This window comes from Lentzea sp. NBC_00516, from assembly GCF_036346835.1.
GTDB lineage: Bacteria > Actinomycetota > Actinomycetes > Mycobacteriales > Pseudonocardiaceae > Lentzea > Lentzea sokolovensis.
Genome location: NZ_CP107840.1, coordinates 3,290,057 through 3,316,168, shown reverse-complemented (window position 1 = coordinate 3,316,168; position 26,112 = coordinate 3,290,057). Strand labels below are relative to the sequence as shown.

Sequence of the window (26,112 nt, the reverse complement as noted above, 5' to 3'; positions counted from 1 at the left end):
ATTGTCCTTCGCGGCAGGGATATCAGTTGTTGATATTGATCTTGAAGGTGGACGTGGTGTTCTTGATGTCCTGGAAGTTGTTGCTGAACCTGAGGCCGTTGAACGTGACCTCACCGACCGGCGGACCCTGTCCGGTCTCCGGCATCTCGTTGGCCCACAACCCGAACCCGGACTTGGCGTCGAACGCGTCGCCGCTCTTGCGCGCACCCGAGATGCTCACGTTGGACAGCACCGTGTCCTGGAAGATGTTCTCGGCCGCACCGTTGTACTTGGTCTGGAACATGATTCCGCTGTACGTCGGATCGATGATCTCGACGTCGCTCACCCGGATCCCCGTGTACTTCTTGGAAGCGGAGAACATCCAGATCGCGCCGAACGTCTGCGCGCCCCAGAAGTGGCCGCCGGAGCGCACCAGGGTGAGGCCGCTGAACGTCGTCGGCTCGGGCCCGAAGTCCTCCATCGGGTAACCGAAGTCGAGCGAGCTGATCGTCACGGCGGAGTAGGTGAGCGTGTCCGCGACGTAGATGTTGCGGAACGTGTTGAGCTTGCCGCCGTAGACCGCGAGACCGGCCGCACGCCACGGGGTCGTCACCGAGAGGTTCTCGAAGACGTTGTTCTGCTGGCCGCTGCCACCGCCGTCGGTGGCGGCGAACAACGCGAACGCGTCGTCACCGGTCGAGCGGGCCTCGATGTTCGCGATCCGGTTGCCCGCCGAACCGTTGGTCAGGTTGAGGCCGTCGGCGTACATGTCGCGGATGCGGCTGTCCTTGATGACGTTGTTGTCGACGTTGTTGCCCCAGAACAGGCACATCATGTGCTCGACCCAGATGTTCTCGATGGTCATGTTCTGGACACCGGCGAAGTCGAACACCTTGCCCGGCCCGTTGATGCGCGCGGTGTAGTTGCCGAACACCGCGAACCCGCTGAACGTCGACCCGCTCGCGGACGACTGCGCGCTGAAGCCGATGTCGGTGTTCTCCTGCGCGAGCGGAGCCTGGAACCGGGTGAACCAGGGGCCGGCGCCGACGACTCGGATCGCCTTGCCGTAGACGGTGAACTTCTGCGCCGTCTGGTAGGTGCCCGCGGGCAGGTAGACGCCGATCAGGGTGCCGGTCGTGTCCATCCGGACGCGGTCGAGCGCGTTCTGCACGTCCTGGTGGGTGAACCCGGCGGGCACGGCATAGCGCGCCGCGTCAGGGTTTCCGGCAGCCGTCACCTGTTCGAAGTTCACGAAGTCGATCGCGTAGTTCGTGGTGTTGGCCGCGTCCTTCTGCAGCTTGATCTTCGTGCCCGCCGGGAACGTCGAGTTGAGCATCACGTTCGCCTCGTCGTAGATGTGGCGCGGCCCGCCCGCTCCCGGCGAGTTGCCGGGCTCGGCCTCGTTGCCGTACTGCCACATGTACTTCGACGTCAGGTCGATGGCCTTGTGGAACTGGCCGTTGACGTAGACGTTGAGGTTCGAGGTGATGCCGCCGCCACCGGAGCTGTCCGGGATCGAGAATCGGGTGACGAGGGTGTTGGTCGGACCGGCCGTGGTGAACTCGACGGACTGGCCGTTGCCGTTGAGCGTGACGGCACGACGGCCGGACGCCTCACCGGCGAGGTCGCCGATCGTCCTGTTCGGACTGAGGACCTGCGCGCCGCCGCCGACGGTGGCGTCCTCGGCCTCGACGTGCTGCCACGGAACGCTCGCGCCGCGGCCGATGAACAGCGACTGCTCGCTGGTGTTGTTGCCCTGCTTGGCAGGGATCTCGTTGCCGTCGCCTGCGATCACCGTGCGGACGGTGTACCGGCCGTCGGCGGCGGGCCACGTGCCGAGGCTGACCGCGGCGGTGGTCGCACCGGCGTTGATCGTGCCGTTGTGGCTGCCGGTCAGCGTGCGGACGGTCTGGCCGCTGCTGTTCAGGATCGTGACCGTGATGCCGTGTGCTCCGGCCGCGGACGCGATGGTGCCCTGGTTCTTGATCGCGACGGAGAACGTGGTGCTCTGGCCGTTGCTCGGATTGCTCGGCGACCAGCTCGGCACCGCGACCAGGTCCGAGCTCGGGACCGGGGTCACGACCAGCGGGTCCGGGTGCACGCGGGCGTTGTTGGTCTCGTTCTGCTCCGCCACCTTCTTGGTCTCGTCGACCTTGGCGGTGTACTCGTAGCTGCCCGACGGGCGGGCGGCGATCGTCGTGCCGACGTTCGCCTGCGCACCGGCCGCGAGGGCGCCGACCTGGGCCGTGCCGACGCTGGTGGTGCCGAGGAAGAACGTCACGTCGGTGGCGATGGACGCCGCGGTTCCGGCGTTGCGGACGGTCGCGTTCAGCGTGACCTGGTCGGTCTCGACGGGGCTCGCCGGCGTGAACGACGTCGCGGTGACGGTGAGATCGGGATTCGGGGCAGGGGTGCCGAACACCTGGATCTCCGCCACCTGGGCGCCGGGCGCACCGGTGTTGGACGTGACGCGCAGCTGGAGGTCTGCGACCCTGGCGGCCGCGTTGATCGTGACGGCGTTGCCGGTCGCCGGGTCGAAGCGGTAGTCGCGGCCGGCGACGAGGCTGGTGAAGCCGGTGGCGTTCTGCTCGCGGCCGAGGACCTCGACGTTCTGCGTGCGGGCGCCCCAGGCCGAGTCGGGGTTGAGCTTGACCGCGACCGAGCCGACGTCCGCGTTCGATCCCAGTTGGACGGTCAGCGTGCCGGGGAACCCGTTGGACTCCCAGTAGGTGGCCAGGTTCGAGTCGTTGGCGTTGGCGGCGACGAAGTTGTGCACGTTGTTGTTCGCCGTGACGGGCTTGCCCTGCGCCAGGTTCGTTCCGGTGGCGCCTTCGCGCGTCACGGTGTTGCTGGCGGGGGACTGGTTGCCGGCCGCGTCCTTCGCGATCACGTGGTAGGTCACGCGCAGGCCGTCGGGCTGGCTGTCGGTGTGGTTCGTGCCGGTGACCGTGGTGCGCAGGCTGCCGTTGGCGTAGACGTCGTAGCCGGTGACGCCGACGTTGTCCGTGCTCGCGTTCCAGGTCAGCCGGATCTGCCCGGCCTGCGGCTGGGTGAGGGCGAGGTTCGACGGTGCCGCCGGAGCCTGCGTGTCACCGCTCGTCGGGCCCTGGACCTCGAACTCGCTGAGCTGGGCCGCCGGCCAGCCGGTGTTCCCGGTGATTCGCAGCCGCACGTACCGCGTGGTGGCCGCGGTGAAGTCGATGGTGACGGTGTTGGCCGAGGCGGGGGTGAAGTCGTATCCCCTGGACGCCACGAGATCGGTGAAGTTGCCGCCGTCCGTGCTGCCCTGGATCGCGAGGGTCTGGGTGCGGGCGCCCCAGCCGTCCGCCGGGAGCTTCAGCACGACCCGGTCGGCCTTCAGCGCGGCGCCGAGATCGGCCTGGATCCACTGCGGGAACGCGTTGTTCGCGCTCTCCCAGTACGTCCCCTGGTTGCCGTCGCCGGCGTTGCCCGGTCCGTAGCTCTGGTTCGTGCTGCTCGCGCTGTAGGTGGCCTGCAGCTGGGTGCTGACCGCCGCCTCGTGGACTTCGAGCTTGGCCGTGGTCTTGGTGGCGCGCACGTGCTTGACCAGCGTCGGGTCGACCTGGAACGTCACTTTGCCGTTCTTGAAGTCGTGCGGTCGTTCCGCGACCAGCGTCGACCAGCCTCTGCCGTCGAGGCTCGTCTGCACGGCGAAGGTTTCGGTGCTGTTCCTGGAGGACGTGAGGGTGACCTGGTCGATGCGGGTCTGCTTGGCGAGGTCCAGGCTGACCGGCGTGGCCTGCGCGGCGGGGGAGATCGTCAGGGTGGCCGCGGCGGTGATCACTGCGATTAGCGGGGCTAGCAGGGAGCGAGCGCGTGTCGTCGATGACATGGCGTGCTTGGCCCTTCTCGGTGGGGACGCGAGGGGGTGTGGCGCGCCTCACCGTAGAAGTGTCCAGCAGATTACCGCAATATCTCGACGTGATTGCGCAAATTTGCGACATAGCGCTCTGAACAGGAAAGACGGGTGCTCGTTCCAGTATCCGACCGGTGTCTCAGCGTGCGCAAGGGCGATCACCAGCGGCAGGATGAACAGCGGTGCGGGAGTTTTGGGTCCGAACCTGCCCGAAAAATTGATTTGATCGCGATGTGCCGGCTTGCGGTGACTTGCTCACAGCTTGCCGATCTTGCGTAAGGTTTGCGCAAGTTTCAGAGCTTCGCGAACAACCTTCTGGTTCGGTTCAGCAGATCCAGCCTGTGCTCACGCTGCCGGAGCGAGTGCCCCTCGCCGGGATAGACGACGAGTTCCGAGTGCTTCACCGCACGGTGCAGGAGCTCTGCTTGCTCCACCGGCACGTTGGTGTCCTCAGCGCCGTGCACGATCAACATCTCCGTGCGGATCCGATCCGCGTAGGTGAGAGGGCTGTGCTCCGCGCTGTCGCCCAGTGCTGCCTCGAACGCGCCCCACTCGCCGGTGGCGATCAACTTCGGCCAGTCGGAGATGCCCGCGCCGACCAGTGCCGCCTTGAACCGGTCGGTCCTGGTCGTGGCCCAGGCGGCCATGAACCCGCCGTGGCTCCAGCCCGCGATGCCGAGCCGGTCGGGGTCCGCGATTTTCTGCGCGACGAGGAGATCGATGCCGGTCTCGATGTCGTACCACTCCTCCTGGCCGACCTTCTTCGCCACGGCCGCCGCGAACTCGTGGCCGTGCCCCTGCCCGCCCCTGGGGTTGGGCAGGAAGGTCGCGATCCCCTGGTGCGCGAACCACTGCGCCGACGGCACCCAGTGCAGTTGCAGGTCGTCGGTCCAGCGGTCGTAGGGACCGCCGTGGACGATCGTGACGAGAGGAAACGGCCCGTCCCGCCTGGTCCTGCCAACCGGGAGGATGAGAAGGCCGTCGAGTTCCAGGCCGTCCCGGGCTGGATGGTGGAGGCGTTCCTGGACGCCCCAGGGGATGCCGTCGAGGTCTCGGTACCGGGGTGGCAGGTGCGACCCCGTGACACGGGCGAGGAAGGCGCCGTCGAGGCGGCGGAACTCGGTGTCGAGGCCGGTCGCGACGACCATGATCGGCGCGTCGCCGTCGTCCTGCACGAGATCGATCGGGCAGGCGCGCATGCCTTCGGTGAGGTTGCGGTGCCGCTGGTCGAAGACGGCGTTGCCGCCCTGCAGGTGCGGCGGCGTCAGCGCCAGGTAGCAGACCTCGTCGCCCCACCACACCGGCGAACCGGCGTCCGCGGGTGTCGCACCCAGGTCCGTGACGGTGCCGTTGGTCTCCACGACGTGCAGCGCGGGGTTGAGCAGGCCGGGGTCGATCTTCGGCGACGACCACGTGATGACCGCGAGCCGGCCGTCCGGGTGCCGCGCGACCTCGGCGACGTGGCGGCCGGGGATGCTCACCCCGGTGGGCACGTCCTTGGCAGGCGGCGGGCTGTGGCCGGCAGCGATCTCGTCAGTCAGTTCCCGCACGGTCTCCAACCTACGCGACGAGGCGTGGGCTTGATCTCCAGATAACTGGAGGTTTTACGGTCGAGCCCATGACGATTCTCGTGACGGGTGCGACCGGGAACGCCGGACGCCAGGTGGTGAACGAGCTGCTCGCGCTGGGACAACAGGTCCGTGCTGTCACCAGGGACGCGGACAGGGCGCGGTTTCCGGCGGGAGTCGAGGTCGTGAAAGGAGACCTGACCCGGCCGGAGACGATTCCGTTCGACGGTGTCACCGGGGTCCACCTGCTGACGAACGCGGGCGCGAACTACGCCGAACTGCTCACCGGGCCGGACCTGGTGGAACGGGCCGAGAAGGCCGGCGTCCGCAGGATCACGGTGCTGTGGAGCGGGTACCGGAGCCCGCTGGAGGAGGCGGTCACCGCCAGTTCGCTGGAATGGACCGTGTTGCGGCCGGTGGACTTCATGTCGAACTCGCTGGTCTGGGCCGAGCCGGTGCGCCGTGAGGGGGTGGTGCGCGAGCCGTTCGCGTACGCGCGGAGTGCGCTCGTGCACGAAGGCGACATCGGCGCGGTGGCGGCCGCCGTGCTCGCGAGGGGTGGGCACGGCGGCCGCACGTACACGTTGACGGGGCCGGAGTCGTTGTCCGTGCCGGAGCAGGTGGCGGTGATCGGCGCGGCGATCGGGCGGGAGATCAGGTACGTCGAGCAGTCGGAGGAGGAGGCGCGGCGGGAGATGCTCGGGGCGGGGCGGCCCGCCGAGGTCGTCGACTTCCTGATCGAGTGGAAGCGCGACATGCCTGCCGAGGGGTACACGGTGGTCAGCGGCGTCGAGGACGTGCTGGGAAGGCCCGCGCGCTCGTTCGCCCTGTGGGCTCGCGAGCACGCGGGCGCGTTCCGTTAGCGGAGCAGGTACGCGTCGACGATGGTCTGCTCGACGGTCTGGCCGCTGCCGGACGCCTTGGCGCGCAAGGAGACCGACTTGGCGTCCTTCGGGTGTGCCAGCAGGACGCGGCCGGACGTGATCTGCTGGCGCTTCCACGTGGTGCCGCCGTCGTAGGAGACCTCGACGGACGTCACGCGCACCGAACCCACCTGCGACTGGGTCGAGATCGGCACCGAGAGCATCTGACCGGCGCGGCCGTAGCCGTTGTCGTCCAGCTGCGGGGTGAAGCGGACGACCGACAGAGGTAGCGCGGTCTGCTTCGCCGTGGTGTCGCTGCGGAACGTCCACACGCCGGACACCTTGGAGCTCAGTGCGGTGTCGCGAACGGCGGAGGTTTCCACGCGGTAGTTCGCGGCGCCCGGCTGGACGTCCAGCATCGCCCAGCCCGCCTCGGCGGTCTCGATCGCCTTGACGTTGTCGCGGTACACGGTCGTCTTGGCCTCGGTCACGGGGCCGTAGCCCTCGTTGCCCGCGTTGTCGCCGTAGAGCGGGATCGTGACGCGGACGAAGTCACCGGTGCGGAACGAGTGCGGGACGCCCCGCGTCTCGGGCAGCGCCGGGCCGAACACCGCGCGGTTGAACGGTTCCACGTAGGAGCAGCCCGCGCGGTAGTGCCGCAGCGGGGTGACGAGCGCGCCGATGTTCCCGGTCTCGTCGAACAGGTTGAACCTGCGCGACCAGTCGCCGCCTTCGCCGCCGTAGTACTCGGTGCGCGGGCCGGAGGTGAAGTTGTCCAGCGAGCCGTAGGTCCAGTCGGCGCGGCCCTCGGGTGAGGAGGTGTGGCCGATCGAGGCGCTCTGGCCCGGCTTGAGCGCGGGCATGTCGACCTTGACCGTCGCGAGGTCCTTCTTGGCGATCGTCTTGGTCAGGCCGTTGGGAGCGTGTCCCTTCTGGTACCAGGCGAGTCCGTAGAAGTCCGTGCCCGCGTTCCAGAACGTGGCGATCTTGCCGGTGACCTCGTTCGAGTCCGGGCCGAGGCTCGCGACGCCGAGGTGCTCGATGGAACCACCGACCGAGAAGTTGCCGATGGTGTAGGCGGTGCCGTTGACGACCCGCTCGAAACCGGTCTGCAGCAACGAGAGCTGCGCGGTGACGGGCAGCGTCACCTTGACCGGCTTGGCCTGGCGGGCGTCGAGGTTGATCGTCGTGGCGCCGGAGACGGTCAGGTTCGGGTAGTTGATGACGTCGTGGGTCCAGGCGCCGGTGGACGACAACACGCTGCCGGACAGGACGTAGCGGCCCTTGGCGACGCGCGCGACGCCGGTCGTGCTGTTCGGCCAGACGCGGGCGCCGGTGTCGACGTTGATCAGGAACGCGAAGGTCGACGCCGTCGTGACGCCGGACCGTTCGACGCCGGTGATCGTGACGTCGTAGCTCTCCACCTCCAGGTCGGCGACGACCGCGGTGCGCACGCCGCTCGCGACGATCGCGCCACCGAACACGCCACCCGCGGGCTGCTTGGCGATGTCCGCGGTGACCGTGGCCGTCGCGGTGCCGCCCGCCGGAACCGTGAGCTTGGCGGGGGAGACGCTGAACAGGGTGCCGTCGGTGTCCGCGGCGAGGTCGAGCGTGACCGGCTCGGAGCCCGCGTTGGAGTAGGTGATCTCCTTGGTCAGCACGGGTTCGCCGGTGTGCGGCCACTGGTGCGTGCCGAAGCTGATGCTGGTCGGGTTCGACGTCACGTTCTGCTTGATCAGCTTGGCGACGTCGACGCGGCCGGAGCCCTGTTCGAACGGGGTCAGCTTCGCGGTGGGCGTGGTGCTGCCGGTGAGCCGGGCCTTCAGCGCGGTGCCGCCCAGTTCCGGGTGCTGCTGGCGCAGCAGTGCCGCCGCGCCCGCGACGTGCGGGGTGGCCATCGAGGTGCCGTCGAGCGAGGTGTAGCCGTCGGCGACCGGGGCGCCGATCCTGCCGTCGGAGTGCAGGGCGGCGACGATGCCGACGCCGGGCGCGGTGAGGTCGGGCTTCAGGGTTCCGGCCTGCGTCGGGCCGCGGCTCGAGAACTCCGCGATCTCGTTCTGGTCGTCGACGGCGCCGACGGTCAGTGCCGCGTCGGCGGTGCCGGGCGAGCCGACCGTGCGCGCGTTGGGGCCGCTGTTGCCGGCGGCGATCACGAACAGCGTGCCCTTGTCGGCGCTGAGGCGGTTCACGGCCTCTTCGAGGGGTTCGATCTCGGGGGTGTCGTAGCCGCCGAGGCTCATGTTGACGACCTGGGCGCCCTGCTCGACCGCCCACTCCATGCCGGCGATGATCCCGCTGTCCTGGCCGGAACCGTTGTCGCCCAGGACCTTCACGTCGAGGATGCTCGCGTCCGGCGCCACGCCGTGGTACTTGCCGCCGCTCTTCGCACCGGTGCCCGCGATGATCGACGCGACGTGCGTGCCGTGGCCGTAGTGGTCGCCGTTGTCCGCGGAGCCCGAGAAGTTGCGCTCGCCGATCTCGCGGTCGGCCAGGTCCGGGTGGGTGTTGTCGACGCCCGTGTCGAGGACGGCGACCGTGGTGCCCTTGCCGGTGAGTCCCGCCGCGTAGGCCGCGGGGGCGTTGATCTGGGCGACGCTGCGGTCGAGGTTCGCCTTGCGCTTGGCGTCGAGCCAGATCTTCTTCGCCCCGGACGTGGACAGGGCGCCGGCGAGCGGAGTCCTGGCCGCGTCGAACGCCACGCCGTTGATGCTGCGCAGATGGAGGCCGGACTGCGCGCTCAGGGTGCCCTCGGGGTAGGTGACGATCACCGGCAGTGCGCCGCCGTACGTGGCGAGTTCGGTGATGTCGAAGAGTCGCTCGTCGAGGCGGCCGTCCGCGATCATCGGAATGGCGTCGTGCGGCACCACGTACTCGTGGCCCTGCGTTGTGTAGGTGGAGAACAGGACGCGTTCGCGGCCGGGCGCCGGTCTGATCGCCCGTTGCCCGGTGAGCACCTGGTCCCCGGTGATCAGCGTGACGGTCGGTGCCGCTGTCGCGGCACGTGGGGGAGAGGCATGGGCCTGGCCCGCGGTGAGCAGTGCCCCGGCCAGTACGACGACTCCGAGTAGGCGCACCCGGTCCTCCGAAGGTCTTGTGAGAGCGTTCTCACGGACCGTAGTGAGGTGCTCACCCGGGTGACAAGGTCTACACCAATTTCCGGGACGCTTTAATCTTTGCGCCATGACGGGCCTGCGTGAACGCAAGAAGGCGGCGACCAGGGAAGCGCTGGGTGACGCCGCCTGGAGCCTGTGCGTGGAGCACGGCCTCGACCGGGTCACGGTGGAGCAGATCGCGCGGGCCGCCGGGGTGTCGCTGCGGACGTTCTTCAATTACTTCTCCTCGAAGGAAGAAGCGGTCGTCGCCGGCGACACGGCGACGGCACTCGCGCTGGTGGAGGAGTTCGCCGCACGGCCAGCGGACGAACCGGTGCTGGTCGCGTTGCGCGAGGCGCTGCGGTCGATCTATCCGCGCTACGTCGACCTCGACCGGCTTCGCCAGTTGCGTCAGCTCCGGCAGCACCCCGCACTGCTGCCGCACTTCTTCGCCGCCTACTCCGCCCGTGAACAGGCGTTGACGGCGGCGATCGCGGTGCGCTGCGGGGTGGACCCCCAGGCAGACCCCTATCCGGCGGTGACGGCGTCGACGATCCTCGCGTCGATGCGCGCGGTCGTGCAGTGGTGGCTCGACACACCCCAGGCCACGGACAGGTTCGAGGTCACCGAGCTGGTCGGTCAGATGATCGACCAGCTCGGCGCCGGGTTCACCAGGTGACCGGGAGCGAGTGCACGCCGTAGATCGACATGTCGGTCCGCAACGGCACCTCGTCGGCAGGCACGGCGAGCTTCAAGGTCGGGAACCTCTTCAGCAGCTCCGTGAAGCCGACCGTCATCTCCACACGCGCCAGCTGCTGGCCGAGGCACTGGTGGATGCCGTGCCCGAACGCCACGTGGTGGCCGCGCGGCCGGTCGACCAGCAGTGCGTGCGGGTCGTCGTACTGGCTGTCGTCCCGGTTGACCGCCGGCACCGACACCACGACGGTCTCGCCGGCGCGGATGGTGGCGCCGCCGATCTCGACGTCCTCCTTGGCGTGCCGGGAGACGCCCATGCTGATGATCGACAGGTAGCGCAGCAGCTCCTCGACCGCGTTCTCGGTCAGCTCGGGCTCGTCACGCAGCTTCGCGAACTGGCCGGGGTGCTCCAGCAGCGCGAACGTGCCGAGCGCCAGCATGTTCGCCGTCGTCTCGTGGCCCGCGATGAGCAGCAGGTTCGCGATGCCGGTGAGCTCGTTGTCGGTGAGGTCGGTGTCGCGGACCAGCCCGGACAGCAGGTCGTCGCCGGGGCTCTGCCGCTTCGCCAGGACGAGCCCGTGCATGAACTTCCGCAGCTCGACCGTGTTCTTGATCTGCTCGTCGATCGTCGTGTTCAGGCTGAGCAGCTTGGCCGTGCGGCGCTGGAACTCGTCGCGGTCGCCGTAGTCGACGCCCAGCAGTTCGCAGATCACGAGCGACGGCACCGGCAGTGCGAAGTCGTGCACGAGATCGGCGGGCGGCCCCTTCTCGATCATCGCGTCGAGGCTGTCCGTGACGATCTCGTGGATGCGCGGCGTGAGGTCCCGCATCCTGCGCACGGTGAACTGGCCGGTCAGCAGCCTGCGGAAGCGGGTGTGCTCGGGGGCGTCCATGAAGATGAACGACCCGGCCTGGCGCTCGGGCGGGAACAGCTCCGCGTGCAGTTCCGGCGAGATCAGGGCCCTCGCCCGCGGGCTGTTGATCCGGTCGGAGCTCATCTGCGGCGCGGCGAGCACCGCCCGTGCCTCGTCGTGCCCGGTGACGAGCCAGACGGTGTCGCCGTTGTGCTCGATCTTGTGGATCCGCCCGTGCCCGCTCAGCTCGGTCAGCCCCTTCGACGGGTCGAACGGGCACCCGTCGCGGTTGGTGAGTTCGGCGGGCAACTGCGGGCGGATGAGCTGTTGAGCGCTGCGCTGCCGCTCGGCCGTGGTCATGGCCTCTCCCTGTCTGACCCGGTGTGACCGGGTCGTGGCTCGGCGTCATGACCACGCTACCGAAACTTGCGCGTTGTGCAAGATTTTTTGGAGTTCTTTAGACGGCGAACACCTGCGCGTCGTCCGCGAACGCCTTGAACTCGAGCGCGTTGCCCGCCGGGTCCAGCAGGAACATCGTCCACTGCTCGCCGGGCTCGCCCTTGAACCGCACGTACGGCTCGATGACGAACTTCGTGCCGGCGTCGGCGAGCCTAGCCGCGAGCGTCTGGAACGCGTCGACGGTCAGGACCAGCCCGAAGTGGGGGACCGGCACGTCGTGGCCGTCGACCGGGTTGCTGACGCGCTCGGTCCTCGGCGCCAGGTGGGTGACGAACTGGTGGCCGTGCAGGTTCCAGTCGACCCAGGTGTCGGAGCTGCGGCCCTGCTCGAGGCCGAGCGTCTCGCCGTAGAAGCGGCGGGCGGCGGCGAGGTCGTCGACGGGCATGGCGAGGTGGAAACGCGGGATGTTCGGCATGTCCAGATGTTAACATTCCGACAAGATGTCTCCTTGTTAACATTGCTCACATGACAGTGGGTCCGGCACGACGCCGAGGTCTGGGCAGCGAGGTCGCGGACATGATCCGCGAGGCCATCTTCGACGGCGGCTACCCGCCGGGCAGCGCCCTGCGCGAGGTGGAGTTGTCCGAGGCACTGCGGGTGAGCCGCGGCCCGGTCCGCGACGCGCTGCGCTCGCTGGAACGGGAGGGCCTCGTGCGCGCCGAGTGGCACCGGGGCGCCACGGTGGCCGAGCTGTCCCTTCAGGACGTCGCCGAACTGGACAGCCTGCGCGGCGCCCTGGAGGTGCTGGCCGTCCAGCGCGTGGTGGCCACGGGCGCCTCACTGGAGGAGATCGCCGCGGCGGCCGTGGAGATGGAGCGCGCCTCGACGCCGCACGAGATGGTGCGGTGCGACATCGCGTTCCACGACGCCGTGTACGCCGCCGCCGGCCACTCGCGACTGACCCAGGCCTGGGAGGCGATCCGGTCGCAGGTGCACCTGTTCCTGATCACGCGGGTGCGGCTGAGCACCGACGGGTACCTGGAGCAGATCCGGGAGGAGCACCAGGACCTGGTGGCGGCGCTGCGGCTGGGGAACGTGGAAGGGGCGCTGAAGTTGTTCGCGGAGCACCGCAGGCACGCGTTCGACGTGCTCACCTCAGGTCCCTGACCGCGCGACTGGGCCCTGTTCAGGCGACGCAGAACTCGTTTCCCTCCGGGTCGTGCATGACGACGTGATCAAGGACGCCGTCGTCCGAGTCCTCGCGCACCGCCGTGGCTCCGGCAGCGACCAGTTCGATGACCTTCGCGCGGATGAGCCGCTCACGCTCCGCCGCGTCCCACGGAGGTTCGCCCGCGACGCGGATGTCGACGTGCATCCGGTTCTTGGCGGTCTTCGGCTCCGGCACCAGGAGAAAGCCGATGGCCGGTCCCCTGCCGTCCGGATCGATGATCGACGCACCCTCGGGGAAGTCGTAGCCGGGCTCGTCCACGTACCCGAGCGCCAACGCCCAGAACGCCGCGAGCCGCCAGGGATCGACGGCGTCGCAGCCCAGTGTCCAATGAGTAGCCACGGCCGGGACGGTACCCAGACATGCGCACGAACGCGTGGATTCACTGGGCCGAAGAGGTGATCGGAACGATCAAACGGCCGAACGGGCCCATACGCTCGCCGATGTGGATCTGCAAGCGCTGAAGTACGAGGGCGACCCGCTCGCCGACGCCGTGATCGCGCACCTGGTCGAGAGCGGCAGCCTGAACGAGGTCAACCGGGTCCTCGCGGAGTTCCGCGGCAACGACGAGCCGATCCCGGAGCACTTGCCGCCCGTGGTCCGCGACTACCTCGCCGCCACCGACGACCCGCCGGAGTGGATGGACGAGGAACGCGTCGCCCGCGCGCACGACTTCTTCATCGACGACGGCGTGCACGTGGCGTCGGTGCTGTCGTTCGGCGCGATGGTCAACTGCTACGCGCAACCCCGGCCGTCGAAGGTCCTCACGCTCACCCACCGGCTCAACCAGCCGCACCGCAGGCTGTCGGAGACGTCGCAGTTCGTGCTGAACATGATGGAGCCCAACGCTTTCGGCACGGGTGGCTCGTTCGTGCCGACGATCCAGAAGACCCGTCTCATCCACGCGGCGGTCCGCTACTTCGTCGGCCGCTCACCGGAGTGGGACCACGCGGCAGACGGCGTTCCGGTGTGCCAGCAGGACCTGCTCGGCGCGTTGCTGATCTTCTCCGTGCAGGTGATCGACGGCATGCGCCGCATCGGCGTCTCGGTCACCGACACGGAGGCCGAGGACTACTACCACGTCTGGCGCGTCGCGGGCGCGGTGCTCGGCATCCGCCCGGACGCGATGCCGGAAACGGTGAAGGAAGCGGAAGAACTCAGCAACACCATGGTCCGGGCGTCCTACGCGCCGTCGGACGAAGGCATCGAACTGACCAGGAACCTCGTGGAGCTGTACGAGAAGTTCGTGCCCGGCAGGGCGTTCGACGGCGTGGTCGCGGCGATGGTGCGCCAGGTCGTCGACGCCGAGGTCGCGGACTGGCTGGAGGTGCCGCACTCGAAGGGCTGGACGCGGACGGTCAACGCCGGCGCCAGGGTCATGCGCGTGTTCGAACGGGGCGAGGACCGCAGCCGGGTCGCTCGGGCCGTGCTGGACAAGGCGGGAGACCTGTTGCTGGGCGCGAGCGTCCGCACCCTCACCGACGGTCAGCCGACCACCCTCACCGTGCCTGCCTGCCTCAAGACCTAAAGCCAGCCGTGCTCATGGGCGAGCTGAAACGCCTCGGCGCGGCTCCCCACCCCGAGCTTCGCGACCGAGGCCGACAGGTGGTTGCGGACGGTCCCGGCGGACAACGACGTGCGCGCCGCGATCTCGGCGACCGGGGTGCCGAACTCGCTGAGCCGCAACACTTCCAGCTCGCGCTGCGTCAGCGGGCACGGGGGAGCGGCGAGCGCGTCGGCGGCCAGTGCGGGATCGACCCAGCGCGAACCGGCGTGCACGCGGCGGATCACGTCCGCGAGCGTGCCGCCGGGCGATCCCTTGGGCAGAAAGCCTTTCGCGCCCGCGTGCAGCGCCTGCTGCAGGTGCGGCGGACGGCCACGGCCGGTCAGGATCACGACAGCGCACGACGGCAGCACGCGCGCCAGTTCCTCGGTGACCTCCAGGCCGTCCAGCTCGGGCATCTGCAGGTCCACCACGGCCACGTCCGGGCGGTGCGCCCGCGCGGCCTCGACGGCGGCCCGGCCGTCCCCCGCGCGGGCCACCACCTCCAGGTCCGGCTCCAGGTCGAGGAGCGCCGCGAGGGCGTCGCGGATCAGCTCCTCGTCGTCGGCCAGCAGCACTCTGATCACGCGGGCACCACGACCTGCAGCGTGAACACGTCGCCCGACTTCTCCACCGACACCTGACCGCCCACGGCCGCAAGTCGTTCGCGCAGACCGCGAAGCCCGTTGCCCTCGCTCGAAGGCTTCTCGGTGCCGTCGTTCGTGACGGTCATCCGCACCTCCTCCTCGGCGACAGCGACGTCGATCATGCACCACGTCGCGTGGCTGTGCCGCAGCACGTTGGTGCAGGCCTCCCGCAACGCCAGCGCGAGTTGCGTCGCGTGTTCGCCCTCCACCGGAACGTCCGAGACGGTGCAGCGAATACCTGCTTCCTGCAACACGTTCCGCACAGCCTCAAGCTGTTCGGGCAGGTTCACCGCGCGATAGCCGTGCACGGCGTCACGCACCTCTTCCAACGCCGAGGACGCCAGCCGTTGCGCCTCGAACGCCTCCGCCGCCGACCGCTCCGGGTCACTGGAGGCGAGCCGTCCGGCCAGTTCGGACTTCAGCGCGATCACCGTCAGCCGATGTCCCAGCAGGTCGTGCACGTCGCGGGCGAACCGCAGCCGTTCCTCGCTCACCGCCAGCTCCGCCTGCGCCTCACGCCCTGCCCGTGCCTGCCCCAGCAGTCCGGCGAACCACATCGGCAGCCCGGCCATCGCGATGATCGTCAGCCCGACCGAGACCGCGATCATCTGGTACGTCGTCTGGTCGCGGGTGACGAAGAACCCGACCAGGCCCGCGGAGACCACCGCGCAGATGGCCGCCAGCCACCGCCACGGACCTGTCAGCAGCAATGGCGCGAACCCGGCCGCCGCACCGCCGATCCACGCCCACGTCGACAGCTCGTCCGGCCCGACGGGCGCCACCAGCGGAATCGTCACCAGGGTCGCGACCACGAGCACCCACAGCGGCCCGCCCCGCAACGTCACCGCGTACGCCACGGCCAGCACCAGCAGGCCCAGCACGCCGAGCCAGCGGGTCGCGGACGGCTCGCGCAGCACCGAGATCAGCGGCACCACGAGCGACCCCATCCACAGCAGATGGAGAGTGCCGCGCAACGCGGTGTGCGGAAGGTCGTTCATCGCCATCAGCCTAGAACCACGCGATCAGGATCGTGACGGCGATGACCAGGTCGAACACACCGCAGAACTCCGACCACCAGCGCGGCACGACAGCGTTGCGCACGTGGTGCACGAGATCCCAGACGGCGTGCGCGCCCCACCCGAACGCGATCAGCAGCACTCCGGCCGACGGCGAGCTCATGATCACCGCCACGGCCAGCGCCGCGTACAGGCTGAACACCGCGAGCTGCACCCGAGGCGCGCGCCGTCCCCAGAAGAGATACGCCGCCTGGCACAGCAGCAGGGTCCACACGGGAGGCACCACGTGCGCCTGCCAGAAGTCGAACGAGACCGCCAGCGCGATCACCGCGGGCCAGTGGTCGCCCAGCGTCCGGATCACCGGGTTCGTGCTGGGCGTTCCGTGCTCGTGCCGTCCCAGGACCAGCACAACAGCCATCGCGGGCAGCATCAGCAGGTGCCCGCCCATCTCGACCGCGTCGCCGTCCAGCAGCCCGAACCAGTACGGCACCAGCAGCACGAGATACGGCACGAACATCGCCGCGCACATCTCGGCGATCCGGCCGTGACCGCGGTAGCGCATCCACAGCGCCATCGGCACGGACATCGACGCCGCCATCCACAGGGCGGCCAGGTCGGCCCGTTCCGGTGTCCACAGGGGCCCGAGCAGGGCCATCCCTGCCAGCATCGCCACGAGCATCTCTGCTCCGTGACGCATCAGCGGTCTGACCGCCGGAGAAACCGTAAACGTCATGCATCGAGAGTCGAAGAAACCCGACGCAAGTCCCATCCGTGCGGTGTCATGACTTGTCTGTGCGAAACGCACGGACAAGCTATGTGTTCACCTCGGCCCAGATGGTCTTCCCGCCGGCGAACTCGAGCGTGCCCCAGCAACGGGAGAGCTGGGCGATCAGGATCAGTCCACGGCCTCGGGTGTCACCGAGCCGTGAGGTGCCCAGGTTCGGAAGCTCGGCCGGTGTGTGGTCGTCGACCTCCACCCGGACGAAGTCGGTATGTCGCTGCACTCGTACAGCGCGTGGTCCTTCGGCGTGTTCGTACGCATTGCTGGCCAGCTCCGTGCACACGAGGAGAACGTCGAGGCTGATGTCCTCCGGTAGATCTCCCAACAGACTGCAGACCCAGGCGCGCATCGCGGCGAGGTCCGGCTCGTCCTCCGGCAGGGTGTGCAAGGTCCTCGCGGAGGCGCTCAGCACCTCTGGGGTGTCCATCTCATCCCACCTCGTTCGGCTGAAGCCCTCCTGGCTGCTCAAGACGGCCGTCAGGGTGCGAAATACCACCACGCGTGCTACCCCAAACGCGTGGATGGCTATGGCTTCAACCTCGGGCTGGTCGCGGTGCTGGTGTTGCTCAACGCGGCTTTCGCGGGCAGCGAGATGGCTTTCGTGTCGCTGCGCGAAGGTCAACTGCGCTCGCTGGAACGCGACGGGCATCGCCGGCTGGTCCGGCTGGCACGCGATCCGAACAGGTATTTCGCGACCGTGCAGATCGGCATCACGTTGTCGGGATTCCTGGCGTCGGCCACGGCGGCGGTCTCGCTCGCGGCACCGATCGTGCCGCTGCTGAGCTTCCTCGGAGCAGCCGCGAACGGTGTCGCGATCGCGCTCGTGACCGTGGTGCTGACGTTCGTCACACTGGTCTTCGGGGAACTGGCGCCCAAGCGCCTCGCGATGCAGTACGCCGTTCGCTGGTCGAAGATCGTCGCCAGGACGCTCGACCTGCTCTCGACCATCTCCCGGCCGGCGGTGTGGCTGCTCAGCAGGTCGACCGACCTCGTGGTGAGGGTCTTCGGCGGTGACCCGAACGCCGACGAGGCGCCGATGTCGCAGGAGGAGCTGCGCGATCTCGTTGAGGTGCAACATCATCTGAACCCCGAGCAGCGCACGATCATGACCGGCGCGCTGGAGATCCACGAACGGCGGCTGCGCGAGGTCCTGGTGCCCCGGATGCAGGTGACGATCCTCGAATCAGGTTTGGGCACGGCCACCGCGAGGGAAGTCCTCGCTAGGTCCGGACATTCCCGGGCGCCGGTGACCAAGGACGGTCACCTGGACGACGTGGTCGGCGTGGTGCACCTGCGAGATCTGCTCGATGACACCGTGTCCCTCGCGGACGTGGCACGAGCGCCGATGGTGCTGCCGGACTCGGTGCGCGTCGCCGACGCGTTGCGGCGCATGAAGGCGGAGCACGAGCAACTGGCACTGGTGGTGGACGAGCACGGCGCCGTCGACGGCATCGTGACGCTGGAGGACCTGCTTGAAGAGATCGTCGGCGAGATCTACGACGAGACCGACTCGGACGTGGTCGCGGTGCGCACCGAGGCGGACGGCTCGATCGAGCTGCCCGGCACGTTCCCGGTGCACGACCTGGTGGACGTCGGCGTCGAACTGCGCGACGCGCCTGCCGGCCAGTACGCGACGGTCGCCGGGCTGGTGCTGCTGATCCTCGGCCGCATCCCGGAGGAACCCGGAGACGTGGTGGAGGTCTCCGGCTGGAAGATCGAGGTCCTGGCCGTGGAACACCATGCGATCACGCAGGTGAGGCTGAGGTCACAGGCCGAACCGCGGAATGAAGTGGACCTCTGAACCGTTACACCTCTGTGCAGCGGTGCATATGGCCGCTGCTCCGCAGACGGCGGCGTGTTCGCCGGGTAGCCGATCATCCGGCCACCGCTTCGCGCCGAATCGCCTGCGGCGGTTGACCCGAAGAGGCAACCGGATGACCGGCGCGAACACGCGCTGGCTGCCACACCTGCCGACGGAAACGGGGGGATTTGTCATGCCTGCAGATCTGAAGAACCGCGCGTCCGGGCAGCAGGACGCGGACCTGGTGGGCCAGTACCTGCGCGAGGTCGGACGCACACCGCTGCTCACCGCCTCCGAAGAGGTCGACCTGTCTCGGCGCATCGAAGCCGGTGTCTACGCCGCTCACCTGCTCCAGAACGGCGACACGACGCGCGAGCCGCGGCTGCTGCGCCGGATCGTCGCCGAGGGCGAGCGCGCCAAGGACCACATGATCCGCGCGAACCTGCGCCTGGTCGTGTCGGTCGCGAAGAAGCACTCGTTCCGCGGACTGCCGTTCGGGGACGTGATCCAGGAGGGCAACCTCGGCCTGATCCGCGCCGTCGAGAAGTTCGACTACGCCAAGGGCTACAAGTTCTCCACCTACGCCATGTGGTGGATCCGCCAGGCGATCGAACGCGGTCTGGCAGAGCAGACCCGCACCGTCCGCCTGCCGGTGCACGTGGTGGAAGAGGTCAACAAGCTCAAGAAGATCGGGCAGAAGCTGTCCACGGCCCTGGGCCGCGAGGCGACGATCGAGGAGATCGCCGCCGAGGCCAAGTGCTCGCCCACCCGCGTGCAGGACATGCGCGACGCGGCCCGCACCTGCGTGTCGCTGGAGACGCCGGTCGGCGACGAGGGCGACTCGGTGCTGGGCGACCTGATCCAGGACACCGACGGCGTGTCGGCCCCGGATCTCCTGGAACAGCAGGAGTTCACCGAGGGCGTGCGCTCCCTGCTGAACGTCCTGCCCGAGCGGCAGGGCCGGATCATGCGCCTGCGCTTCGGCCTGGAGGACGGGCGTGCCCGCACCCTTCAGGAGGTCGCGGAGGAGCTCGGCCTGACCCGTGAGCGCATCCGCCAGCTCGAGAAGCAGTCGCTCGCCCAGCTCAAGCAGTCGGGCGACCGGGACGATCTTTTCGCGCTCGCGGGCTGACAACCGTACGAAAGTCGCTTGTACTTCTCCTTGTCGCAACTAAAGACTCATCACGTCCGATAACGGACTGAAGCTGTTTCGCAACCGCGTGTGAACGCATCTGTAGGGCCGTCGAGGGCCGGCCCAGCGTTCGCACGCGGTTCCCTGCGAATGAGGAGCAGTGATGAGACAACACACCCTGCGCACGTTCGGTGTGGCGGCGATCGCCGTCGCTGGAACCGTGTTAGCGCTCCCACAGGCTGCCGCCGCGCAGCCCGAGGGACCGATTGTCGCGGAGAGCGCGCCGAACGCGGTCCCGGACAGCTACATCGTGGTGCTCAAGGACAACACCATGGCGCGGTCGGAGGTCAGCGGTCGCGTCGACGGCCTGGCGACCCGTTACGGTGCCAAGATCGGCTTCACCTACAAGGCTGCGTTCAAGGGCTTCTCGGCCACGCTGTCGAAGCAGCAGGCCAAGCGCTTGGCCGCTGACCCGGCCGTGTCCTACGTGGAGCAGGACCGCACCGTGCAGGTCCTGACCGACCAGCTCAACCCGCCGTCGTGGGGTCTTGACCGCGTCGACCAGGCGAGCCTGCCGCTGGACAGCAAGTACAGCTACAGCACGGGCGCGTCGAACGTGACGGCGTACGTGATCGACACCGGCATCAACTACAACCACGCCGACTTCGGTGGCCGCGCGTCGTTCGGCTTCGACGCGTTCACCGACGGCCAGAACGGCAAGGACTGCCAGGGCCACGGCACGCACGTGTCCGGCACCGTCGGCGGCGCGACCTACGGCGTGGCGAAGGAAGTCAAGCTCAAGGCCGTCCGCGTGCTCAACTGCGCCGGTGGCGGCTCCGTCGCCACCGAGGCGGCGGGCGTCGACTGGGTCACCGCGAACGCCGTCCTTCCGGCCGTCGCGAACATGAGCCTCTACACCGGCACGGCGAACGAGCCGAGCCGTGTGCTCGACGACGCCGTGCGCGCGTCGATCGGCCGCGGCGTCTCGTACGTAGTGGCGGCGGGCAACTTCAACGACGACTCCTGCAAGTACTCGCCGCAGCGCGTCACCGAGACCATCAACGTCATGGCGGCGGCCCGCACCGACGCCCGTGCTTCGTTCTCGTCCTTCGGCACGTGCAGCGACCTGTTCGCACCCGGCCAGGACATCATCTCCGCCTCCTACAACAACAACACCGGCTCCGCCACGATGAGCGGCACGTCGATGGCGTCCCCGCACGTCGCGGGCGCGGCGGCGCTGTACCTGGCGAACAACCCCTCGAAGACCCCGGCCGAGGTGCACGCGGCGATCCTCGCCCAGGCCACTCCTGGCAAGGTCACCAACCCCGGTTCCGGTTCGGCGAACCTGTTGCTGCGCACCAACACCGGCGGCGTTCCCGGCGTCTCCGTGACCAACCCGGGCAACCAGACCACGGCCCTGAACGGCACGGCGAACCTGCAGCTGTCCGCGTCGGGCGGCACCGCGCCGTACACGTGGTCGGCCACCGGTCTGCCGACCGGGCTGTCGATCGGTTCCTCGAACGGTCTCGTCACGGGCACGGCCACGGTTGCCGGCACGTACAACGTGACCGTCACGGCCACCGCGTCCGCGGGCGGTTCGGGCAGCACGTCGTTCAGCTGGACGGTCGGCACGGCCACCTGTGCCAAGCAGACCAACGGCACGGACGTCGCCATCCCGGACAACACGACCGTGAACAGCACGATCGTGTTCAGCGGCTGCACCGGCACGGCGTCGGCGACCAGCCAGGTCGAGGTGCACATCAAGCACACCTACAAGGGTGACCTGATCGTCGACCTGGTCGCGCCGGACGGTTCGGTCTACAACCTGCACAACCGTGCGGGTGGCAGCGCCGACAACATCGACCAGACCTACACGACGAACCTGTCGTCGGAGACGCGCAACGGCACCTGGACTCTCCGGGTCCGTGACGCGGCCACCGCTGACGTCGGCACCCTCGACACGTGGAGCCTGACGCTCTAAAGGTTCTTGAGCGTTTCGGTGAAGTAGTGCAACGTGAGCTCCGCGTCCCGCGACCGTTCGTGCGGGGCGCGGAGCGACACGGCGAAGTCCGCGATGTCGTTGACGGCCCAGCGCAGTGAGTAGAAGGCGCTGTCACCGCCGATCAACCAGAGATCGCGTCCCGCCCGGCACGTCGATCGCCGCCACCGGGCATCCCGCCGGTGGTGCGCAGCCGTGCAGCGCGGCCAGTGGCTTGGTCGTCAGGTCGGACACCGAGGTGAACCACCGGAACCGAGCGAGTCCGGCCCGCAGGTCGTGATCGGGCAGTCCAGCCGGAAGATCCTCCACGGTCCACGAAGCTAATGCCTCGAATGGCACGATGTCGTGCGTGAACGTCTCTGCGGTCTTGCGCACCCTTGCCCGGCTCAGTGCCGCTGAGCAGCCGCAGAAGCTCCAGCTCGACCTCACCAAGTCCGCCGGTCTGCTGTGGCTCGGCGACCACGAGCCGTCGTGGCGGGCGATCACGCTCGTCCAGGAGGGTCCGCATTGGACGCCGGTCTCGTGGACCGCGCCCAAACAGGCCCGCAACGAGGTCACGCACCTCGCCGCGTACGACGCGTTGCACCAGGAAGACCGGCTGCTGCGGCTGGGCTGGGCGTTCCTCGCCGGACCCGCGCAGATCGGCGGGCAACGGCGCCGGGTCTGCCTGCCGCTGGTGTCGCGGCCGGTCCGCCTGCACCACGGGATCGGGCTCGGCTACGCCTTTCACGTCGCCGGTGACGCCGGGGTGTTCCCGCTGATCGACGACTGGGCGAAGACCGCCGAACGGGAGGCCGCGCTCGCGCCGTCCGAGGAGTGGATCACCGAGACGCTGCGGCAGGCCGGGTTCGAGAACGTGCCGATCGTGCACGACGACCCGAAGCGGTTCATCTCCGGCAACGAACTCGTCGTGGCGATGGGGGCCGGGCTGCACGCGGGCGAACCTGTCGTGAAGACCGAGCACGGCACGGCGCTGTTCGACTGGTCGGGCAAGAAGGGCCTTGACGGCACGGCGTTCGCGGCGCTGTACGGGGCCGCCACCGAGCCGGACGTGCACGACGAGCCGATCAGTTCGGCGTTGCCGCTCAGCCATAGTCAGATGCGCGCGGTCGAGCACGCCCGCCGCGCGCGGATCACGGTCGTGGGCGGGCCTCCTGGCGCTGGCAAGACACACACCCTCGCCGCGTTGGCACTCGATGCCGTGGCGGCGGGCAAGTCCGTGCTTCTCGCGAGCCGCACCCGCAACGCCGCCGATGTGCTCGGTGCCGCGCTGCGCAAGGCGGGCGGGCCGGTGCCGGTGCTGTTCGGTGACTCCGAACTGCGGCAGGAGATGGCGCGCGAACTGAGCGACGGGCTGTCCGCGACGAGCGATCCCGGCCGGCTCGGCGAGCTCGACCAGGTCCGGCGCGTTGCCGCCGCAGCGGTTCAGCGCGTCGAACGCACGGCGGATGGCTCGCTCACGGACGAAAAGCTTGCGGCAGAAGGCAAGAAGCATCAGGCGTTGATGCCGGCGCACCGAGCGGTGGCACCGAAGGTGTTCGACGCGGGCGTGGACTTCGCCGCACTGCGCGGCCTTCTCCGGCCGCGCACGGGGTTCCTCGGTGGGCTGCGCACCGGGTGGGCGCTGAAGAAGGCACGCAATCTGGCCGGTGCCGACGAGGTCTCGGTCGAGGACCTGGCCGCGGCGATCGAGGCGGCCGAGCAGACCGCAGCCTCCATCCGGATCGGGACGAGCGGCGGCACGGCGTTCGGTGAGCTGCGGCCGTTGCTGGCCGAGCAGGACGTCGCGAGCCGGACCGCCACCGCCGCCTGGCTCAAGGAGTACTCGGTCAGCCGCAGGGGAGCGGGCGCACGCCGTGCGGTGGCGGCGCTGGCCAAGGCTCTGCGGTCAGGACGGGCCGCGCGCAGGCGTGGACTCGCCGAGATCGACAGCGCGGATCTGGTGGCGGCACTGCCCTTGTGGGTCGGCACGCTGTCCGATGTGGAGGACATCCTCCCGCCGGTGCCCGGCATGTTCGACCTGGTGATCATCGACGAGGCGAGCCACGTCGACCAGCCACTGGCCGCGCCCGCGTTGCTGCGCGGCCGGTCCGCGGTGATCGGCGGCGATCCCCGGCAGCTGCGGCACGTGTCGTTCGTCAGCGACCAGGCCGTGCAGGCTGCGGTCGACGCGGAGGGCACGCAGGACCTGCGTGACCGCCTGGACGTGCCGAAGGTGAGCCTGTTCGACGCGGGCGCCGCGACCGCGGGCGTGCACTGGCTGGACGAGCACCACCGCTGCGCGCCGCACCTGATCGGGTTCGCCGCGGCCAAGTTCTACGACGGCAAGATCGCGCTGCTCACCACGCACCCGTCGATCGCCGACGTCGACTGCATCGACACCGAGCACGTCTCCGGCGAACGCACCACGAAGGGCGCGAACCAGGCCGAGGTGGACGCCGTGCTCGCCCACGTCCGCAAACGGGTGGCCGCCGGTGTGCGCTCGATCGGCGTCGTGACCCCGTTCCGCGCCCAGGCCGACGCCCTGGAGGAGGCTCTGCTCAGCGAGCTGACGCTGGACGAGATCACCACCGGTGGCGTCCGGGCGGGCACCGTCCACGGCGTGCAGGGCAGCGAGTTCGACGAGGTCGTGATCAGTCTCGCGGCCGATGAGAAGCCGGGCGCGTGGCGGTTCGTGAACGACCGCAACCTGCTGGCCGTCCTCACCACCCGCGCTCGCCGTCAGGTGCACGTGATCACGTCGGCGGCCGAACCGCCCGGCCTGATCGGCGAGTACCTGCGGCACGCGGACGTCGCGCCGACGGAGACCGCCGGGACCGAACCCGAGGACGCCTGGACCGCGAGCCTCGCGGCCGAACTGCGGACCGCCGGACTGACCGTGCGCACCGGCTACCCGGTGGGGCAGTGGCGCGTGGATCTCGTGGTGGGGGAGAAGGACGACGCCGTCGCGGTGGAGACGCGCCCGCACCCGGAAGGGGTGCGGGCGCATCTGGCCCGCTGGCGTGCGCTCACCCACGCGGGGTGGCGCGTGCACGACGCGTTCGGCAGCCGGTTCGGTGACGACCCGGCCCGCGCCGCTGTCGAGCTGGCCCAGGAGCTACCTGCGGCTGGGCTTGAACAACGGCTCCGCTGACGCGACCGACGGCAGGAACGGGTTCGGGTTCGCCGGGCACACCGTGCCGACCGGCGGCAACGTGCCCGCCAGCAGGTACGCGTTCGTGTGGTCGGTGGCGCACTTGCTCACTCCGTACGCCGTGTGGCCCCAACCCGCGTACGCCAGCAAACGGCTGCCGGCGAGCTGACGGTTGGCCGCCTGCGCGCCACGGAAGTCCGTGACACCGTCGAAGTAGTTGCCCACCACGAGAACCGGCGCGTTGGTGCGGGTGCGCCACGGGCCGGTGTAGCGGTCGGGGTTGGTCGGCCAGTTCGCGCACGCCGCGTTGCCCCACCACCAGGCAGGGCCGAACTCCGAACCCGCCTCGGCGTACCTACCGGTCGACCGGTAGGAGTTGAAGTCGCGCGGGAACTCGATGTCCGCGCACACGTTGCCGTTGTAGGCGTCGAACCCGTTGGCGTAGTCCGGTTCCGCCGTGACAGAAGAGACGGAGGTGGCCGGGAGGCCGGCTGCCGCGTCGGACAGCTGGTCGAACAGCGCGGCGGCGTCCGGCCAGTCGCTCGGCGAGTACATCGCGCCGAGCGCGGAGTTGATCACCGCGTCGTAGGTGAAGACCTCACCGCCCAGCTCGATCGGCTTGGCGCGCACCGACTTCAGCAACGCGTCCCAGCGCTTCTCCGACTGGGGCCCGAAGACGCACTGGGCCTCGTCGCAGGTGCGCAGGAACTCGCGGAACTCCTCCTTGGTCGCGATCCGGTCCGACTTGATCTGCTGCCCGCTCGACCACAGCGCCGGGTTCAGCACGCCGTCGATGACGAGCGCGCGGATGTTGTTCGGGAACAGGTTCGCGTAGGTCGCGCCGAGGAACGAGCCGTACGAGAAGCCCAGGTAGCTGATCTTGCTGTCACCGACGGCGCGGCGCAGCAGGTCCATGTCCCGCGCCACGTCGGCGGTGCTCATGTGCCGTGCGATTCGCTGGTCGTCGAGGCACTCCGGCCCGAGCGAGCGGTAGCGGTCGAAGTACGGCCGTTCCTGCGCCGCCTGGTACGGGAAGCCGGGAATTCCCTCGAAGAACTTGCCGAGGTCCTCCTCGCTGGAGAAGCAGTGCAGCGGATCGGACTTGCCGATGCCGCGCGGGTCGAACCCGACGATGTCGAACCGGCCCTGCAGGTTCGCCGACAGCCTGTTCCCGGCGCCGAGCGCGAAGTCCACGCCCGAACCGCCGGGCCCGCCGGGGTTGAGGAACAGTGACCCGATCCGGCGCGCCTTGTCCGTCGCGGGCTTGCGCGCCAGCGCCACCGAGGTGGTGGCGCCGCGCGGGTTGTCGTAGTCCAGCGGCACCTTCACGGAGGCGCACTCGAAGCCGGGGCGCTCGGGTCCGCAGGCCGCCCAGTCGATCTTCGGGACCTGCGCGCCACCACCCGAGGCCTGTACGGCGGGCGTGCCGGTGATCATGAGCGCGGCCGCGGCGGCCAGCACGGTGAATCGCATCGACAAGCTCCCCTCTTGTCCGCAGAAGCGC

21 protein-coding genes are annotated in these 26,112 nt (G+C 69.2%); 8 read left to right on the top strand and 13 right to left on the bottom strand.

Annotated features, from left to right (window positions below; all coding sequences use genetic code 11):
* Window positions 1–22: 22 nt before the first annotated feature.
* Together OG205_RS14810 and OG205_RS14805 are read right to left on the bottom strand one after the other, a co-directional pair.
* A complete protein-coding gene (locus OG205_RS14810) occupies window positions 23–3,784 on the bottom strand; it encodes a discoidin domain-containing protein (RefSeq protein ID WP_330276815.1) in 3,762 nt (1,253 codons plus the stop codon).
* A 365-nt stretch (window positions 3,785–4,149) separates the two neighbouring features.
* The gene (locus OG205_RS14805; RefSeq protein ID WP_330276814.1) at window positions 4,150–5,406 is read right to left on the bottom strand and encodes an alpha/beta hydrolase family protein; all 1,257 of its coding nucleotides are present in this window, start codon (window positions 5,404–5,406) and stop codon (window positions 4,150–4,152) included.
* A 68-nt stretch (window positions 5,407–5,474) separates the two neighbouring features.
* Between OG205_RS14805 and OG205_RS14800 the strand changes: the two genes are divergently transcribed.
* Window positions 5,475–6,287 carry an NmrA family NAD(P)-binding protein gene (locus OG205_RS14800; RefSeq protein WP_330276813.1) on the top strand — a complete coding sequence of 271 codons (813 nt, stop codon included), beginning with the start codon at window positions 5,475–5,477 and terminating at the stop codon, window positions 6,285–6,287.
* Here the strand turns inward: OG205_RS14800 and OG205_RS14795 are convergent.
* Window positions 6,284–9,361: a S8 family peptidase gene (locus OG205_RS14795; protein WP_330276812.1), complete on the bottom strand. Its 3,078-nt coding sequence runs from the start codon at window positions 9,359–9,361 to the stop codon at window positions 6,284–6,286. The genes OG205_RS14800 and OG205_RS14795 overlap by 4 nt on opposite strands.
* A 106-nt stretch (window positions 9,362–9,467) precedes the next feature.
* On the opposite strand from OG205_RS14795, the gene OG205_RS14790 reads away from it, so the two are divergent.
* On the top strand, window positions 9,468–10,058 hold the full coding sequence (locus tag OG205_RS14790) for a TetR/AcrR family transcriptional regulator (protein ID WP_330276811.1): 591 nt from the start codon (window positions 9,468–9,470) through the stop codon (window positions 10,056–10,058).
* Here the strand turns inward: OG205_RS14790 and OG205_RS14785 are convergent.
* The gene (locus tag OG205_RS14785; protein WP_330276810.1) at window positions 10,048–11,289 is read right to left on the bottom strand and encodes a cytochrome P450; all 1,242 of its coding nucleotides are present in this window, start codon (window positions 11,287–11,289) and stop codon (window positions 10,048–10,050) included. The two genes, OG205_RS14790 and OG205_RS14785, sit on opposite strands and share 11 nt — an antisense overlap.
* 97 nt (window positions 11,290–11,386) lie before the next feature.
* Window positions 11,387–11,803, bottom strand: coding sequence for a VOC family protein (locus OG205_RS14780; RefSeq protein ID WP_330276809.1), 417 nt, complete (start codon window positions 11,801–11,803; stop codon window positions 11,387–11,389).
* 50 nt (window positions 11,804–11,853) lie between these two features.
* Here OG205_RS14780 and OG205_RS14775 point away from each other — a divergent pair, with 50 nt between their 5' ends.
* Window positions 11,854–12,495 carry a GntR family transcriptional regulator gene (locus OG205_RS14775; protein WP_330276808.1) on the top strand — a complete coding sequence of 214 codons (642 nt, stop codon included), beginning with the start codon at window positions 11,854–11,856 and terminating at the stop codon, window positions 12,493–12,495.
* A gap of 19 nt (window positions 12,496–12,514) precedes the next feature.
* On the opposite strand, the gene OG205_RS14770 is transcribed toward OG205_RS14775, so the two are convergent.
* Window positions 12,515–12,898, bottom strand: coding sequence for a VOC family protein (locus tag OG205_RS14770; RefSeq protein WP_330276807.1), 384 nt, complete (start codon window positions 12,896–12,898; stop codon window positions 12,515–12,517).
* 103 nt (window positions 12,899–13,001) lie between these two features.
* Between OG205_RS14770 and OG205_RS14765 the strand changes: the two genes are divergently transcribed.
* Entirely contained in the window at window positions 13,002–14,084 is a 1,083-nt protein-coding gene (locus OG205_RS14765) for an oxygenase MpaB family protein (protein ID WP_330276806.1), read from the top strand.
* On the opposite strand, the gene OG205_RS14760 is transcribed toward OG205_RS14765, so the two are convergent.
* The 4 genes from OG205_RS14760 to OG205_RS14745 all read right to left on the bottom strand — a co-directional run bounded on the left by OG205_RS14760 (window position 14,081) and on the right by OG205_RS14745 (window position 16,970).
* The gene (locus tag OG205_RS14760) at window positions 14,081–14,686 is read right to left on the bottom strand and encodes a response regulator transcription factor (protein WP_330276805.1); all 606 of its coding nucleotides are present in this window, start codon (window positions 14,684–14,686) and stop codon (window positions 14,081–14,083) included. The two genes, OG205_RS14765 and OG205_RS14760, sit on opposite strands and share 4 nt — an antisense overlap.
* Window positions 14,683–15,744 carry a sensor histidine kinase gene (locus tag OG205_RS14755; RefSeq protein ID WP_330276804.1) on the bottom strand — a complete coding sequence of 354 codons (1,062 nt, stop codon included), beginning with the start codon at window positions 15,742–15,744 and terminating at the stop codon, window positions 14,683–14,685. The genes OG205_RS14760 and OG205_RS14755 overlap by 4 nt, the downstream gene beginning before the upstream one ends.
* 10 nt (window positions 15,745–15,754) lie before the next feature.
* A complete protein-coding gene (locus tag OG205_RS14750; RefSeq protein WP_330276803.1) occupies window positions 15,755–16,459 on the bottom strand; it encodes a hypothetical protein in 705 nt (234 codons plus the stop codon).
* A 115-nt stretch (window positions 16,460–16,574) separates the two neighbouring features.
* Complete coding sequence (locus OG205_RS14745) at window positions 16,575–16,970, bottom strand: ATP-binding protein (protein ID WP_330276802.1); 396 nt, start codon at window positions 16,968–16,970, stop codon at window positions 16,575–16,577.
* 90 nt (window positions 16,971–17,060) lie between these two features.
* On the opposite strand from OG205_RS14745, the gene OG205_RS14740 reads away from it, so the two are divergent.
* The 3 genes from OG205_RS14740 (at window position 17,061) to OG205_RS14730 (ending at window position 21,457) form a co-directional block, all read left to right on the top strand.
* A complete protein-coding gene (locus OG205_RS14740; RefSeq protein WP_330276801.1) occupies window positions 17,061–18,344 on the top strand; it encodes a hemolysin family protein in 1,284 nt (427 codons plus the stop codon).
* A 193-nt stretch (window positions 18,345–18,537) separates the two neighbouring features.
* On the top strand, window positions 18,538–19,476 hold the full coding sequence (locus tag OG205_RS14735; RefSeq protein ID WP_330276800.1) for a sigma-70 family RNA polymerase sigma factor: 939 nt from the start codon (window positions 18,538–18,540) through the stop codon (window positions 19,474–19,476).
* Between the two features lie 163 nt (window positions 19,477–19,639).
* Complete coding sequence (locus OG205_RS14730) at window positions 19,640–21,457, top strand: S8 family peptidase (protein ID WP_330276799.1); 1,818 nt, start codon at window positions 19,640–19,642, stop codon at window positions 21,455–21,457.
* Here the strand turns inward: OG205_RS14730 and OG205_RS14725 are convergent.
* Both OG205_RS14725 and OG205_RS14720 read right to left on the bottom strand, forming a co-directional pair.
* Window positions 21,454–21,603, bottom strand: coding sequence for a hypothetical protein (locus tag OG205_RS14725; protein WP_330276798.1), 150 nt, complete (start codon window positions 21,601–21,603; stop codon window positions 21,454–21,456). The two genes, OG205_RS14730 and OG205_RS14725, sit on opposite strands and share 4 nt — an antisense overlap.
* The gene (locus OG205_RS14720; protein ID WP_330276797.1) at window positions 21,590–21,784 is read right to left on the bottom strand and encodes a hypothetical protein; all 195 of its coding nucleotides are present in this window, start codon (window positions 21,782–21,784) and stop codon (window positions 21,590–21,592) included. Before OG205_RS14720 ends, OG205_RS14725 begins: the two co-directional genes overlap by 14 nt.
* A 40-nt stretch (window positions 21,785–21,824) precedes the next feature.
* On the opposite strand from OG205_RS14720, the gene OG205_RS14715 reads away from it, so the two are divergent.
* Window positions 21,825–24,608 (top strand): AAA domain-containing protein, encoded by a 2,784-nt coding sequence (locus OG205_RS14715; protein ID WP_330276796.1) that lies wholly within the window; start codon window positions 21,825–21,827, stop codon window positions 24,606–24,608.
* On the opposite strand, the gene OG205_RS14710 is transcribed toward OG205_RS14715, so the two are convergent.
* Window positions 24,573–26,081 carry an alpha/beta hydrolase gene (locus OG205_RS14710; protein ID WP_330276795.1) on the bottom strand — a complete coding sequence of 503 codons (1,509 nt, stop codon included), beginning with the start codon at window positions 26,079–26,081 and terminating at the stop codon, window positions 24,573–24,575. The two genes, OG205_RS14715 and OG205_RS14710, sit on opposite strands and share 36 nt — an antisense overlap.
* Window positions 26,082–26,112 lie beyond the last annotated feature (31 nt).

Bases quoted from the DNA above. Each gene is read 5' to 3' on its own strand.
- OG205_RS14800 (WP_330276813.1), top strand. From the start codon at position 5,475: ATGACGATTCTCGTGACGGGTGCGACCGGGAACGCCGGACGCCAGGTG.
- OG205_RS14790 (WP_330276811.1), top strand. From the start codon at position 9,468: ATGACGGGCCTGCGTGAACGCAAGAAGGCGGCGACCAGGGAAGCGCTG.
- OG205_RS14785 (WP_330276810.1), bottom strand. From the start codon at position 11,289: ATGACCACGGCCGAGCGGCAGCGCAGCGCTCAACAGCTCATCCGCCCG.
- OG205_RS14780 (WP_330276809.1), bottom strand. From the start codon at position 11,803: ATGCCGAACATCCCGCGTTTCCACCTCGCCATGCCCGTCGACGACCTC.
- OG205_RS14775 (WP_330276808.1), top strand. From the start codon at position 11,854: ATGACAGTGGGTCCGGCACGACGCCGAGGTCTGGGCAGCGAGGTCGCG.
- OG205_RS14755 (WP_330276804.1), bottom strand. From the start codon at position 15,744: ATGAACGACCTTCCGCACACCGCGTTGCGCGGCACTCTCCATCTGCTG.
- OG205_RS14750 (WP_330276803.1), bottom strand. From the start codon at position 16,459: ATGCGTCACGGAGCAGAGATGCTCGTGGCGATGCTGGCAGGGATGGCC.
- OG205_RS14745 (WP_330276802.1), bottom strand. From the start codon at position 16,970: ATGGACACCCCAGAGGTGCTGAGCGCCTCCGCGAGGACCTTGCACACC.
- OG205_RS14735 (WP_330276800.1), top strand. From the start codon at position 18,538: ATGCCTGCAGATCTGAAGAACCGCGCGTCCGGGCAGCAGGACGCGGAC.
- OG205_RS14730 (WP_330276799.1), top strand. From the start codon at position 19,640: ATGAGACAACACACCCTGCGCACGTTCGGTGTGGCGGCGATCGCCGTC.
- OG205_RS14710 (WP_330276795.1), bottom strand. From the start codon at position 26,081: ATGCGATTCACCGTGCTGGCCGCCGCGGCCGCGCTCATGATCACCGGC.